The 13,787-nt window shown below is 62.8% G+C and carries 8 protein-coding genes and 2 pseudogenes; 7 read left to right on the top strand and 3 right to left on the bottom strand.

All coding sequences use genetic code 11. The features are described from left to right. Positions 1-306 precede the first annotated feature (306 nt). Positions 307-1,008: a tetratricopeptide repeat protein gene (locus ABIA45_RS25310; protein WP_404654176.1), complete on the top strand. Its 702-nt coding sequence runs from the start codon at positions 307-309 to the stop codon at positions 1,006-1,008. A 6-nt stretch (positions 1,009-1,014) separates the two neighbouring features. Here the strand turns inward: ABIA45_RS25310 and ABIA45_RS25305 are convergent, their stop codons facing one another. Beyond that, positions 1,015-1,206, bottom strand: coding sequence for a JAB domain-containing protein (locus ABIA45_RS25305; RefSeq protein WP_404655744.1), 192 nt, complete (start codon positions 1,204-1,206; stop codon positions 1,015-1,017). A gap of 844 nt (positions 1,207-2,050) precedes the next feature. On the opposite strand from ABIA45_RS25305, the gene ABIA45_RS25300 reads away from it, so the two are divergent. Next, complete coding sequence (locus ABIA45_RS25300; protein ID WP_404654175.1) at positions 2,051-2,548, top strand: GIY-YIG nuclease family protein; 498 nt, start codon at positions 2,051-2,053, stop codon at positions 2,546-2,548. Further along, the gene (locus ABIA45_RS25295) at positions 2,545-3,006 is read left to right on the top strand and encodes a hypothetical protein (RefSeq protein WP_404654174.1); all 462 of its coding nucleotides are present in this window, start codon (positions 2,545-2,547) and stop codon (positions 3,004-3,006) included. Before ABIA45_RS25300 ends, ABIA45_RS25295 begins: the two co-directional genes overlap by 4 nt. A 7-nt stretch (positions 3,007-3,013) precedes the next feature. Here the strand turns inward: ABIA45_RS25295 and ABIA45_RS25290 are convergent, their stop codons facing one another. Continuing rightward, positions 3,014-3,229 (bottom strand): helix-turn-helix domain-containing protein, encoded by a 216-nt coding sequence (locus ABIA45_RS25290; protein WP_404654172.1) that lies wholly within the window; start codon positions 3,227-3,229, stop codon positions 3,014-3,016. An 842-nt stretch (positions 3,230-4,071) separates the two neighbouring features. Here ABIA45_RS25290 and ABIA45_RS25285 point away from each other — a divergent pair. Together ABIA45_RS25285 and ABIA45_RS25280 are read left to right on the top strand one after the other, a co-directional pair. Beyond that, positions 4,072-5,268 carry a DUF932 domain-containing protein gene (locus ABIA45_RS25285; RefSeq protein ID WP_404654171.1) on the top strand — a complete coding sequence of 399 codons (1,197 nt, stop codon included), beginning with the start codon at positions 4,072-4,074 and terminating at the stop codon, positions 5,266-5,268. 174 nt (positions 5,269-5,442) lie between these two features. Further along, positions 5,443-7,568 (top strand): annotated as a pseudogene (locus ABIA45_RS25280) (ParB/RepB/Spo0J family partition protein). A 42-nt stretch (positions 7,569-7,610) separates the two neighbouring features. Here the strand turns inward: ABIA45_RS25280 and ABIA45_RS25275 are convergent. Beyond that, complete coding sequence (locus tag ABIA45_RS25275) at positions 7,611-7,949, bottom strand: hypothetical protein (protein ID WP_404654170.1); 339 nt, start codon at positions 7,947-7,949, stop codon at positions 7,611-7,613. Positions 7,950-8,274: 325 nt separating this feature from the next. Here ABIA45_RS25275 and ABIA45_RS25270 point away from each other — a divergent pair. Further along, positions 8,275-12,605 (top strand): annotated as a pseudogene (locus ABIA45_RS25270) (strawberry notch-like NTP hydrolase domain-containing protein). Beyond that, complete coding sequence (locus ABIA45_RS25265) at positions 12,605-13,672, top strand: toprim domain-containing protein (protein WP_404654169.1); 1,068 nt, start codon at positions 12,605-12,607, stop codon at positions 13,670-13,672. The pseudogene ABIA45_RS25270 and the gene ABIA45_RS25265 overlap by 1 nt, the downstream one beginning before the upstream one ends. The last annotated feature ends 115 nt before the right edge of the window (positions 13,673-13,787 follow it).

The following is a 13,787-nucleotide window of genomic DNA, read 5'->3' as shown; positions in this document are numbered from 1 at the left end:
ACCCGCAATCGCATATGAAGATTTACAAGAGGTCGTCATGCCCGGGCTTGTCCCGGGCATCCACGTTCTTTGGGCCGCGTAGCCAGGCGTGGATGGCCGGGACAGGCCCGGCCATGACGCTGTGGAGACTGTCGACGTCCCTCGCGCCTCATCCATATTCTAAGCCGTCACCTTCGATCGCAGCGCGGTGCCTTGCGCCGATTCCGACAGGCGAGATCGCTGATTTCGGAATTTGTTGGATTTCGAACTTTTCGTCCGTCTCGAGCGACCTAAGACGGAATGGCTCAATCTCAATCGGGCTTTGACATGAAATCCGTTGCCCTGGCCTTTTTGGGCCTTCTGCTGTTCGCGATGCCGGCCGGCGCGAATGACACCCGCACCTTCAATGCGATGGTCGCGTTGGCCAATCGCGGAGATGCGGAGGCGCAATATCATGTCGGCATGATGCACAACAACGGCATCGGCACACAGCAGGATCGCAGCCAGGCATTCGAATGGTTTCAGAAATCGGCCGCCGCCAACGATCCGCTCGGAGCCTACAAGCTCGGCTGCTATTATGACGGACAAGGCGCAGGCGTCATCGCAACCGACGCGGACCAAGCACTGAAATACAAGCTCGTTGCCGCCAATGCGGGCTATGCGCGCGCCCAACACGACGTCGCGCTCATGTATGACCGGCAAGGCAATTCGGAAGAAGCGCTGAAATGGTGGAAGCTGGCGGGCAATCAGGGGCTTCCCGAGGCCCTGTTCGGCCTGTCCCGCGCCTATTCGGCCGGAAAGGGAACGCCGAGAGATCTGTCACTGTCGTATGCCTATTTCAAACTCTCGAAGGTGCCGGCCAAGAACGTGAACGAAATGGCTTCCATGTTGTCCAAGCCTGAGCTCGAGAAGGCCGAGAAAATGGTTGCCGAATGGAAACCGCAACCGACCGCCCTGACGCTCAAGGCATTCGCCGGCTTCACAGCCGCGGAAGACCATTTGAAAGCCGCCAAGAGCCAGGCGTTCTGATTTGGCCTAGATCAACCGCATTCCCCGCAGGCTCGCATGCCCGCTCTTACCAACGATGATGTGATCGTGCACGGCAATCCCGAGCGGCTTTGCGATGTCGATGATCGCCTTGGTCATCTGGATGTCGGCCTGCGAGGGCGAGGGATCGCCTGAGGGGTGGTTGTGCATAAGCATGCTGCGCGCCGCATCTATTTGGATTTGATTGTGCTTTTTGGTGAGTGGCCAAAGGCAGGGGGCGCGCAGTGGGGGCGGTACATCGTGAGCCAGCGTGATAATCACAGTCGCGCACGTACGATAATGGACAATGGACACGGATTTCGAGCGCCTGCAATCACTAGGCAAGTGAGTATCGATAACTCGATGCTCTCCGCACTCGCTTCAATTGAAGAAGCAGGTCACAGACTTGGTCGCTGGCCGCGCGCTCAAGCTTCGCGTCCCAGCACTGATAGCAAGTTGGCTGTCAGCGTTCGTCGATTATAGACCCTATCTCGACCCCGGTGAGTGTGGCGTCGTTCAGGTCCTCGCCGCAGACCCCGATCAGGCGAAGATCATCCTGCGCTACACGAAGGCGTTCTTCTTCAAGCTGCCCATGCTGTCGCGCATGGTGGAGAGTGAGACGCAGTTCGGCCTCGAATTCAGCACAGCGTGGCGATCGACGTCACGACTGCATCGTTCAGATCAGTCCGCGGCCGCACGACGGTTGCTGCGCTCGCGGATGCGGTCCTCCGTGAGGCTGAGCCTATCACGGGTTTGCGCAAGTGACGCCAGATCGCATCGCCGAATACTTCGTTGAACCGCGCTCGGCTGAATCGCTGCCCTCGTTCGCGGCCTACTGCAAGGTCTCGGAAGCGAACATCTAGAACGGCCTCGCACCGAGGCTGGCCAGTTCCCCAACTTGGCACGCGTCCCATGCGACTTCACAAATCCTCGCGATCCACAGGGAGATGTTCCGGCCTTGTATTGTGTGGAGGGCGCAAAGATCGGTGGCCGTTGACTCAGTCAAAGCCGTATACTCACTACCCGATTCGAATAAGGACCCGATATGGGCACGTTTCTTCGAACGAGTTTGGTGTCCAGTGCTGAATTTTGGGCAGCATTCCACGGAGGTGGAGCGATTTATTTTATCCGGCACGCGCAAGCCGACGCGATAAAGGTTGGACACTCACTCGATCCCAATAAGCGACTTTCAGATCTTCAAGTCGGCTGTAGCGGAAAGCTCGAACTGATCGGAGTGATCGCTGCCGCTAAAGAGATTGAGCGAATTGTTCATGGCCAACTTCGCGAAGGACACATTCGGGGAGAGTGGTTCCATGACCGAGGGGTCACATCCCAGTGGCTTCACGACATGACGCAGGGAGAGCCAATGTACAGACACGTCTGGAAGCTCGTGCCGGGACGCGAGTTCATCATGGTGTGGGACCCTGTATCCAAAACTCACACCAAGCACATTTGGGAGCCAGCTTTGGAAGAATGGGTCCCTCCGTTTCCAAAAACGTCGGATGACGCATCGTCGAGGCAAGCGGGAGAATTATTGTCATGATGATCTTTTTGGGCGAAGGATACGTCAACCTCGATCATGTAAAGAAGCTGCAATTCTCCTCGGATGGGACAACGGCGAACGTCCATTTTGCGGACGGTTCTTCCGAAACGCTCTCGTGTCATTCCACCGCGCGTTGGACCGTCGACGATTCTACCGTGATCCAGGCTAATCACGGCTTCTCACTTCTGTCGCTGCAGGACTTCGCAGGCAGAGGCCCCCTCGAATTGTCCGAGGAGGTGATAATCGCATTTCGAGTGCCCCGGTCAGGCTTCTATGCGACCCCCATAACGATTCACGGCGAGGTCGAAAGAGATACGACTCCTTGGCACTGGGCCATTAGGCGTCCGAACGGGACCGTGAGCTCGCCCCAAGGAGAGGATTTCAGCGACCGCGAAAAATACTTCGCGGAAATGCACAGAAGGTGGCGCGAAAACTCGCCAAAACCCAAAGTCGCGTAGCCCAGCGCTAGCTCATGTCCTGTCCTTTCGACGCGCGACAAACCACAAGATTCCTTCTATCCCATGACTCAAGTTCGTCCACCGGATATAAGACGGCTTTGCCGATCTTGACATATGCGGGTCCGATTCGCATCGCGCGCCAGTTCCGCAGCGTGCCCACGGTGACCTCGCCACGGTATCGTGCAGACACTTCCTCGGGAGTAAGGAATTTGGCGTCCGCCATTCGTCTTCTCCATCACTCTACCGCATGAGACGTCACGGTAGAGATGGCTGCGATGTTGACATCCAGAATGAGGGAAGAAAACGATAATCTCGACCACCCCCGTGGCTCGCCTCAAACGCGGTCGGCTTGGAGCGTCGACAGTCGCAGGATGGCGTGACGGTGCGTAGTAAAAATACTTGCGCCTCGCGGTCGTAGGTACACGAGGTTGCGATGGCTGCGGCCGCGTGCGCAAGGAAAACTATCAAGTGATACAAATGGCCGCGAGCCGGTCGCTCAAAGTTGGCTGGGTTTCAGGATCTTGCTCGGAGACAAACCACCACCGATCAGCATGTCCGTTGCAGAAGCGTCCTCGTGCTTGCGGATCAGGAGCGAGTCGATCGCATTTGAGATCAGTTTCTCAAAAACAACATACCGGTTCGAGCTAATCTTCGTATTCTTGATGCTGCCGATATCGAGCGACGTTTGGTTTCATCGCTGACGTTGTGATCTCTGAAGGGTAGTTCAGACGATGTGCGGGACATCAAGTCAAGCTGCCGTATGGAAATGTTGGAAGTACCCGCAAACCGGGACAAATTTTTCCGTTCGCCTCGTTTGCGGTGCACTAAACTTTCCGAGCAGATCCATCTGGTTACGCGACCTGTTGCTCTGATGACATTCTGAACGCCGGGGGAAGACCCTTGAGGGGAAAGCCTTCCCCTACGCCCGAGCCTGAGGTCTCGGCCGACCCCTTCTGCGGGGAGAACCCCGCAACGCCCCCATCAGAGTGAGAGGGCGGACGGGCTTCGCCATGACGGGTTGAAGAACGGAGGAGAGGCCTCCGGCGCCTGTCGTGGAGATGACCCATGACCCAAGTCGAAGTTCTGAGTGCTGGCCGCGACCGCGTCGGCGGCTACAAGGTGGACGTGACCCGCGGCGAACGCGTCAGCCGCGTATCGTCGGAATGGTTCTCGCGGCCGGCGGATGAGCGTTATCTATCCCTGTCGGACCTTTATACCGCGGTGCGTGGACGGGCCGAGCGAAGCCGGACCCGAACGGTCGAGAGCGCTGCGATCCGGGTTGAGGCCAGCCGCGACGATGCCGAGCGCTTGGCTCTGCTGCTGCCCGGCTCGGACACACCTATCGCGCCCACTCACTGGAGCTTCGGCCAACTTGCCAGCCTGGTCGGAGCGCCGGCGACTTACCTCCGTCAGCTTCCGGCGCCGCTCGCTGGCATCAACCTGCAGTTCGGCCTCAGCTCTCATCGAGCCGAGCAGGTCAAGACGCTTGAGATAGAGGATGGTCGCGTTGAGCTTCGCGCCGCTACGGGTCCTGAATACGGGCGCATATTTGACCAAGAACTCGTGGCGGCCGTTCAGCGCATCGCCGGCAATGGCACGGGCGACACGCGCTGGAAGATCCCTGGCGTGCTCGACTGGTCGACTGGCGTCTACAATCCGAACGTTGACATCACCCAGGATACGACGACGCTCTACGCCTCCGATCGCGATGTCTTCCTGTTCCTGGTCGACGATCTCAACCCGATCGAGGCCGGCCGGCTTCGCGACGGCTCACCGGACCTCTACTTCCGTGGCTTCTACTGCTGGAATTCCGAGGTGGGTGCCAAGACGCTCGGTATGGCGAGCTTTTATCTTCGCGCCGTCTGCCAGAACCGCAATCTCTGGGGTGTCGAGGATTTTGAGGAGATCACTATCCGCCACTCCAAATACGCCGCCTCACGCTTTGCCCACGAGGCGGCGCCGGCGCTGGCCAGCTTTGCCAACTCCTCACCGATGCCCTTCGTCAACGGCATCAAGGCCGCACGGGAAAAGATCGTCGCCCGCACCGACGACGACCGCAGCGAGTTCCTGCGCAAGCGCGGCTTCTCAAAGACAGAGACGGCGAAGATCATCGAACGGGTGCTGTCCGAGGAAGGGCGCAAGCCCGAAAGCGTGTTCGATTTCGTGCAGGGCATCACAGCGGTTGCGCGCGGCAAGACCCATCAGGACGCACGACTCGATCTTGAGACGCGCGCGAAGAAGCTACTCGATCGCGCGGCCTGATACCCGGAAAGCCGGAGATACGGAACGGCGTGTCTGGCGGCTTCGTGCCTTTCCGTCTTTCCTGATCATCGACTTGCGGCGCTGCCCTTGAGAGGAAGAGGGCCGCGCTGCGCTTGATGACGGGTTGGAGGCCCAGAGAGAGTCTTTGGGCCGGCCCGTCGCGGAGTATCACCCATGGCTAACGCGGTTCAAAAGATCACCTTATCATCCTCGCGCGACATTCCCTTCAATAAGCTGGTGCTCAGCCAGTCAAACGTCCGGCGCGTGAAGGCCGGCATCTCCATCGAAGAGCTGGCCGAGGACATCGCCCGGCGTACCCTGCTCCAAAGCCTCAATGTCCGGCCGGTCCTCGACGCGGAGGGCGCCGAGACCGGCATGTTCGAGATCCCGGCCGGCGGGCGGCGTTACCATGCGCTGGAGCTGCTCGTGAAGCAGAAGCGCCTGGCCAAGACCGCGCCGGTGCCCTGCGTAGTACGCGACCCGGCAACCACCATTCTCGCCGAGGACGACTCGCTTGCGGAGAATGTTCAGCGCGCGCCGCTACATCCGCTTGACCAATTCCGGGCATTCCTCGCTTTGCGCGAGAAAGGGCAGTCCGAGGAGGACATTGCCGCTGCCTTCTTCACGTCGGTTAATGTCGTGAAGCAGCGGCTGCGCCTCGCCGCGGTGTCGCCAGCGCTGCTCGACATCTATGCCGACAATGGCATGTCGCTCGAGCAGTTGATGGCTTTCACCGTCAGCGCAGATCATGGACGCCAGGAGCAGATCTGGCAGGCCATCTCCGGCTCTTGGCAGAAGGAGCCCTATCAGATCCGCCGCATGTTGACGGAGAAAACGGTGCGCGCCTCCGAGCGGCGCGCTATATTTGTCGGCCTCGACGCCTACGGCGGCCGGTGGCGTGGTGCTGCGCGACCTGTTCCAGTCCGACGACGGCGGTTGGCTCGAGGACGTTGCTCTGCTCGACCGTCTGGTCGCCGAGAAGCTGAAGGCGGAGGCGGAAACGATCGCCGCTGAAGGCTGGAAGTGGATCGAGGTCGCGATCGACTTCCCCTACGGCCATACTCGTGGCCTGCGCGAGCTGGACGGCGTATCTGCCGATCTCTCCGCCGAAGAGCAGGCAACCATCGAGGCGCTCGAGGCCGAATATGCCAAGCTCGAAGCCGAGCATGATGGCGCCGATGAGCTTCCCGATGAGGTGACCAGCGCCTTGGCGAAATTGAGACGGCTCTCGCCGCTTTTAATGATCGACCAGCCATTTATCAGCCGGTCGACATCGCCCGCGCGGGCGCGTTTGTCGGCATCGACGCCGAGGGCAAGCTCTTGGTTGATCGCGGCTACGTCCGGCCCGACGACGAAGTGCCAGTGTCTGAACCAGAGCAGGGCAGGGGCGACGAACCTGTCGCCGCGGCCATGGAGGGCGACGAACCATCAGCACCGGCTGTCCAGCGCGCCGTCATCACCATCGGCGGGCAGGTCGCGGATCCCGAGGACGAGGATGACGATGCGGTGAAGCCGCTGCCCGACCGTCTTCTGACCGAGCTCACGGCGGAACGGACGCTGGCGTTGCGCGACAAGCTGGCGATCACGCCTTCGGTCGCTTTCCAGGCGGTGCTGCACAAATTTTGCCTCGACGTGTTCTCCCGCTATTCCTCCTTTGGTTCGGCGATGGAGGTCTCCGTGCGCAGCGTCAGCTTCCCCGCGCAAGCGCAGGGCCTGAAGGACACACCGGCGGCCAAGGCCATCGACGCGCGCCACAAGACATGGGAGGAGCGCCTGCCGAAGGACAAAGCCGGTCTCTGGGACTGGCTCACCGGGTTGACCGGCGACGAGCAGGCGGCGCTCTTTGCGCACTGCGCCTCATTCGGCGTCAACGCACTTTACGAGAAGGGTGACCGCTACGGCGGTGGCGTCACGCCGCACGCCGTCGAGCAGCGGATCGCGGATGCCGATCGCATCGCCCTCGCCGTCGACCTCGACATGGTGGCGTCCGGTTGGCGCCCAACCGTCGAGAACTATCTCGGCCGGGTGCCGAAGCGCCGAATCCTCGAGGCGGTGCGGGCGAGCGGGCCGCGCAGCTTATCGACCATCTGAAGAAGGGCGACATGGCCAAGGAGGCCGAACGGCTCCTGGCCGAGAGCGGCTGGCTGCCCGAGCCCCTGCGAATGGCCGACGCCGACCAGGTGGCGACCGTCGACGCCACGGAGTCCGAGGGCGAGGCGCTGCCGGAATTCCTCGCCGGCGACGACGAGGAAACTCCGGCCGATCAAGCGGACGAGCCGCACATGGTCGCCGCCGAGTAGAAACACTGGGCTGGGGCGACGATTTTCGCCCCAGCCAATTTTTTATGCACTGCGAGCCACCAGTGGTTGGACCTTCACGCCGTCGATCCAGATCGCGATCCTGCCGGCGGCCACGAGGCCGGAGGTTTCCGCCACGAACCGCCGTACCGCCCCAGTGCTGCTGACTTCGAAGCGATGTCGATAGCCGTGAGCTACAGCGCGATCGGTAAAGCCTTTCAAAGCAGCAAACCCTGCCGCTTCCTGGATCTCGAACTGAACCCTCCACCGCGTGCGTCGCGGCCGAACATCATCGAGCACCTCGACGCTGATGCGGTGCTTACTACCGCTGCGAACGGTGACCGGTTCGATCTTCTTGGTGGGAAACTTCAGAATCTGAGCCATCAAATCCTCCTTCATTGCGTGAAGCGGTTCGATGGTCTTGTCGGGGCTCGTGAACCGCATGCCGAGACCCGCCCCGCGCAAATACGCGGAGGCAGGTCAGCGGCAGCCTGTTGACCAGGCCGTTCAGCTCTTGAGGCTCACGCCACAAGCGGTTCTTGCTGCGCGAGCGCGCAGCGACCCTGACGCAGCGAAGATAATGTGCTGCCCGCAGCGTTTCAAGGCATCGGGCAGAGAGTGAGAGCCGGGCCGGGAGGGGTTTGAGCCGGTCCGGTCCGAGAGAGCACCGGCCGGCTCGCTCCTTCCCGCTCTCCTTAAGGCTCCCCTCATGAACCAACTTTTCTCGATTGCGGCCGACGAGGTCGCCCCGATCTCGCCTGTGTGCGCTCCCGAGGGCGCCAGCGTCATCATCGCTGCGGCTGAGCAACTTCTCCCGCATCTTGAGCATGGTCGACGCATCGACGCCGCAATCCTGCGCGCCGCCATGGAAGTGGCCTTCAGCGCATCCGATACGACGGGCGCATGGGATTGGAAGACGGCCTATGACGCTTGTGAGGCCGCCACCGTCCTGTTCCTGCGCAAATACGGAAAGGCGCTGTTCCGCAAAGCCGATTCTGCGGCTTCACGACTTTCCGCCTTGGACAAGATCGCGAGGCTCCTGCCGACTCAGACGCGCCGCTCTGCCGAGAGCGAGACTTTCCAGCAGTTCTCCACGCCGCTCCCGCTCGGCCTGGCTGCGCTGACCGCGGCCGCCATTACGGCGGCGGATCGCGTGTTGGATCCCTCCGCAGGCACCGGGCTGCTTGCCATCCTCGCCGAAATCGCCGGCAGCGGGCTCGTGCTGAACGAACTGGCCGACAGCCGGGCCATGTTGCTCTCTTCCCTCTTTCCGGCCATTTCCGTCACGCGCTTTGACGCCGCCCAGATCGACGATCACCTCGATCCCACGGTGGTCCCGAGTGTCGTGCTGATGAACCCGCCGTTCTCGGCGATGGCGAACGTCTCCGGCCGCATGGCCGACACTGCGTACCGGCACATCGCCTCGGCGCTGGCGCGTCTCGCCGATGGTGGCCGGCTGGTCACGATCACTGGCGCAAACTTCTCACCCGAAGCCTCAGCCTGGCGCGATGCCTTCGCCCGATTGCAGGAACGAGGCCGCGTGGTGTTCACTGCCGCCATCGCCGGCGCGGTCTATGCCAAGCACGGCACCACGATTGAGACGCGTCTCACGATCATCGACAAGGTGCCTGCCGATGACTCGCACGCTTTCCCGGAGTCGCCGGGAATAGCGCCCGATGTTGCGACGCTGCTCCGCTGGATCGGCGAGCACGTTCCACCTCGCCTGATCGTCGCATCAACCGCCACACTTCCCATGTCAGCCTCGCCAGTACCTCGCACGGTGCGCGGCTATCTGGGGCGGTCCGCCGCGCAGTTGGCCAAGGCGTCGGTCGCTGAGCCCGAGGCTATCGACCTCGCCTATGAGACATTCGATTGGACGCCGCCCGAGGAGGCGCGCCTCAGCGACGCCATTTACGAGGAATACCGGCTGCAATCGATCCGGATCCACGGCGCGCAGGCGCATCCGACCAAGTTGGTGCAGTCGGCCGCGATGGCCTCGGTCGCGCCGCCGAAGCCGAGCTATCGGCCGCGCCTGCCGGCCAAACTTGTCAGTGACGGTCTCCTGTCCGACGCCCAACTTGAGACGGTCATCTATGCCGGGGAGGCGCATGGCAACCACCTCGCCGGCGCCTGGACGGTTGACGAGACCTTCGACCTCGTCACGGCCGCCCGAGACGACGCACCGAACGCCGTCCGTTTCCGTCGCGGCTTCATGCTCGGCGACGGGACCGGTGCCTGCAAGGGCCGCCAGTCCGCCGGCATCATTCTTGACAACTGGCTGCAGGGCCGGCGCAAGGCGGTCTGGATCTCGAAGTCCGACAAGCTGCTCGAGGACGCGCAGCGCGACTGGTCGGCGCTCGGCATGGAGCGTCTCCTGGTCACGCCGCTCTCGCGCTTCCCTCAGGGGCGTGAGATCCGGTTGGCCGAAGGCATCTTATTTTTAACCTACGCTACGCTGCGGTCCGACGACCGCGGCGAAAAGCTTTCGCGCGTCCGGCAGATTGTTCAATGGTTGGGCTCCGACTTCGACGGCGTCATCATTTTCGACGAGAGCCATGCCATGCAGAATGCCGGTGGCGGCAAGGGCGAGCGGGGCGATGTCGCGCCCTCGCAGCAGGGGCGTGCGGGCTTGCGCTTGCAGCATGCGCTGCCCAATGCCCGCGTCGTCTATGTGTCGGCGACTGGTGCCACCACGGTCCACAATCTCGCCTACGCCCAACGGCTCGGGCTCTGGGGCGGCGAGGATTTTCCGTTCGCCACCAGCGCTGAATTCGTCGAGGCGATCGAGGAGGGCGGCGTCGCGGCGATGGAGGTGCTCTCCCGCGATCTTCGCTCGCTCGGCCTCTACACTGCCCGCTCGCTCTCCTACGACGGGATCGAATACGAGCTCGTCGAGCACCAGCTCACCGATGAGCAGCGGCGCATCTACGACGCCTACGCCGGCGCGTTCGCCATCATTCACAATCATCTCGACGCGGCAATGCAGGCCGCCAACATCACCGGCGAGACCGGCACGCTCAATCGCCAGGCGAAGTCGGCCGCACGCTCGGCCTTCGAATCGGCCAAGCAGCGCTTCTTCGGCCATCTGCTCACCAGTATGAAGTCGCCAACCCTGGTCCGCTCGATCGAGCGGGACCTGGCCGAGGGCCATGCGGCCGTCATCCAGATCGTGTCAACGGGCGAGGCGCTGATGGAGCGCCGGCTCGCCGAAATTCCACCTGAGGAATGGAATGACGTGCGCGTGGACATCACGCCGCGCGAATACGTGCTGGACTACCTCGCCCACTCCTTCCCTGTGAGGCTCTATGAGCCCTTCACTGACAGCGACGGCAATCTCTCGTCCCGGCCCGTCTTCCGCGACGGTCAGCCGGTCGAGAGTCGTGAGGCCGTCGCCCGCCGCAATGAGCTGATCGAGCACCTCGCGTCGCTTCCGCCCGTTCCCGGCGCGCTCGACCAGATCGTGCAACGTTTCGGCACCGACCTCGTGGCCGAAGTGACCGGACGTTCGCGGCGCGTGGTGCGCAGGGGTGACCGCCTTGCCGTCGAGAACCGTTCAGCCTCCGCCAATCTCGCCGAGACCGCTGCCTTTATGGATGACCTGAAGCGCGTGCTTGTCTTCTCGGAGGCTGGCGGCACGGGCCGCAGCTACCACGCCGAACTTTCGGCGCGGAACCGCCGACTTCGCGTTCATTATTTGCTCGAGCCGGGCTGGAAGGCCGATGCCGCGATCCAGGGGCTCGGCCGAACCAACCGCACCAACCAGGCGCAGCCACCCCTGTTCCGCCCCATTGCGACCGACGTGAAGGCCGAGAAGCGCTTTCTCTCGACCATTGCCCGCCGGCTCGACACGCTGGGGGCCATCACGCGCGGGCAGCGCCAGACCGGCGGTCAGGGCCTGTTTCAGCCGGAGGACAATCTTGAGAGCCACTACCCCGGGATGCGCTGCGCCAGCTCTATTTGCTGCTCGTGCGCGGCAAGGTCGAAGGCTGCTCGCTCCAGATATTCGAGGACGCCACGGGCCTGAAGCTTACGGACGCCAACGGCATCATGGACGAACTGCCGTCGATCACGACGTTCCTGAACCGGCTGCTGGCGCTCACCATCGACCTGCAAGGCTTGCTGTTCACAGCCTTCGAGCAGTTGCTGAACGCCAAGGTCGAGGGCGCCATTGCCGGCGGCGTCTATGACGTCGGCCTGGAGACTCTGCAGGCTGACAGCTTCGCCGTCACCGGTCGGCATCCGATCTACGCGCACCCCGCGACCGGCGCGGAAACCCGGCTGCTCACGATCACCGAACGCCGGCGCAATCGCCCCATGACGCTGGATCAAGCGCTCGATTATCTCGCCGATTCTCGGGCGGTGCTGCTAATCAACGAGCGATCACGGCGTGCCGCGGTGCAGACTCCCGCACCCAGCTTCATGCTCGATGACGGCGAGATCGAACGCCGCGTGCGGCTGATCCGCCCCATGGAGCACCATCATGCTTCGATGAAGATGATGGACGAGAGCCACTGGCAGCCTGGGGATCGCCAGACATTCGCCACGGCCTGGAACGGCGAAGTCCTTGAGGTCCCCGAGTTCGCCGAGAGCACCCTCCACATCGTTGCCGGCTTGCTGCTGCCGATTTGGAAGCGGCTTCCGAAGGAGTCGACCCGGGTCTATCGGCTCCAGACCGACGACGGCGAGCGGATCATCGGTCGCAGGGTCTCGCCGGCGTGGGCCGCGAACGCTTGCGCGACCGAAACCTGCAGCTTGGGCCCGCACGAGGCTTTCTCGGCGCTGATGGACGGGCGCGCGGTCATCGACCTTGCCGAGGATCTGCAACTCCGTCGTGTCCGCGTGATGGGCGCCCATCGCATCGAGCTGTCGGGCTTCACCGATACGATGCGTGACCGGCTGCGCGCCTACGGCCTCTTCAGCGAGATCATCTTGTGGAAGCTGCGCATGTTCGTGCCATCAGATGAGACCGGTGCCTCGGTGCTGGCAAAAGTGCTCGACCACTATCCGGTCGTGCGCATCGGCGAGCAGGAGGCCGCCTGATGGCCCGGGACAGCGCCTCCGAATTGGCCCGCCGTCTCGCGCGTGACGCCGAGGCGGTGTGCCGCCATTATTTGTCCAACGGGCGGCGCCAAGGCCGCTACTGGATGGTGGGCGACGTCCGCAATACGCCCGGCCGGTCGATGTTCGTCCGGCTCAGCGGACCGGAATCCGGTGCTGGCGCCGCCGGGCATTGGCGAGATGCCGCCTCGGCTGAACATGGCGATCTCCTCGACGTGATCCGCGAGAGCTGCGGTTTCACTACTTTTCGCGATGTCGCCAATGAGGCCCGACGCTTTCTGAATCTGCCGCGTCCAGAACTGGAGGTAGAGCTAAATCGGCCCCCGTCACGAAAATCGCCCGCGCCACTCGGGTCGCCAGAGGCGGCGCGACGACTCTTCGGTATGTCGCAACTGATTACAGGCACACTCGTAGAAGCGTATCTCCGCAATCGCGGCATTACGGCTTTGCACGAAACCGGAAGTCTGCGTTTTCACCCACGTTGCTACTACCGGCCCGACGACCACAGCCCGACCGAGACCTGGCCGGCGATGATCGCCGCCGTCACCGATCTGAACGGACACCTCACTGGCGCACATCGCACTTGGCTTGACCCCGACGGCTTCAGCGAGATGACGCTCGGCAAGGCGCCGATCGACACGCCAAAGCGGGCGATGGGCGACCTGCTTGGTCACGCCGTTCGATTCGGCGTAGCTGGTGACGTCATGGCGGCCGGCGAGGGCATCGAAACGATGCTGTCGCTCCGCAGCGTCCTGCCGACCATGCCGATGGTCGCAGCCCTCTCGGCGGCGCATCTCTCCGCCATCATCCTCCCGGACACGCTCCGCCGGCTCTACATCGCCCGCGACGACGATCCTGCCGGTGACGGCGCCATGGCGACCTTGATCGATCGGGCGCAGGAGGCCAGGATCGAAGCAATCGTGATCTCGCCGCGCCTTGGCGACTTCAACGAGGATCTCCGCCTGCTCGGATTTGATGCCTTTCGGGCCGCGAGCCGCGTGCAGATCGCGGCACAGGACGTCGCGCGCTTCATGGAGCTGGCGGCATAGCCGGAACGGGGAGGGCGACGCGGCCGCTTCGTTTGCGCGAGATCCGTGATCATACTTTCTCCCAGCGCCGGAGAGGACCGCCCCACGGCCTTATGAGAGGGCGATCGGGCGGCAA

Source organism: Bradyrhizobium sp. USDA 336 (assembly GCF_044908355.1).
GTDB lineage: Bacteria > Pseudomonadota > Alphaproteobacteria > Rhizobiales > Xanthobacteraceae > Bradyrhizobium > Bradyrhizobium yuanmingense.
The sequence above is the reverse complement of the archived record's forward strand: the minus strand, read 5'-3'. Positions and strand labels throughout refer to the sequence as shown.

Bases quoted from the DNA above. Each gene is read 5' to 3' on its own strand.
- ABIA45_RS25310 (WP_404654176.1), top strand. From the start codon at position 307: ATGAAATCCGTTGCCCTGGCCTTTTTGGGCCTTCTGCTGTTCGCGATG.
- ABIA45_RS25300 (WP_404654175.1), top strand. From the start codon at position 2,051: ATGGGCACGTTTCTTCGAACGAGTTTGGTGTCCAGTGCTGAATTTTGG.
- ABIA45_RS25295 (WP_404654174.1), top strand. From the start codon at position 2,545: ATGATGATCTTTTTGGGCGAAGGATACGTCAACCTCGATCATGTAAAG.
- ABIA45_RS25290 (WP_404654172.1), bottom strand. From the start codon at position 3,229: ATGGCGGACGCCAAATTCCTTACTCCCGAGGAAGTGTCTGCACGATAC.
- ABIA45_RS25285 (WP_404654171.1), top strand. From the start codon at position 4,072: ATGACCCAAGTCGAAGTTCTGAGTGCTGGCCGCGACCGCGTCGGCGGC.
- ABIA45_RS25275 (WP_404654170.1), bottom strand. From the start codon at position 7,949: ATGGCTCAGATTCTGAAGTTTCCCACCAAGAAGATCGAACCGGTCACC.
- ABIA45_RS25265 (WP_404654169.1), top strand. From the start codon at position 12,605: ATGGCCCGGGACAGCGCCTCCGAATTGGCCCGCCGTCTCGCGCGTGAC.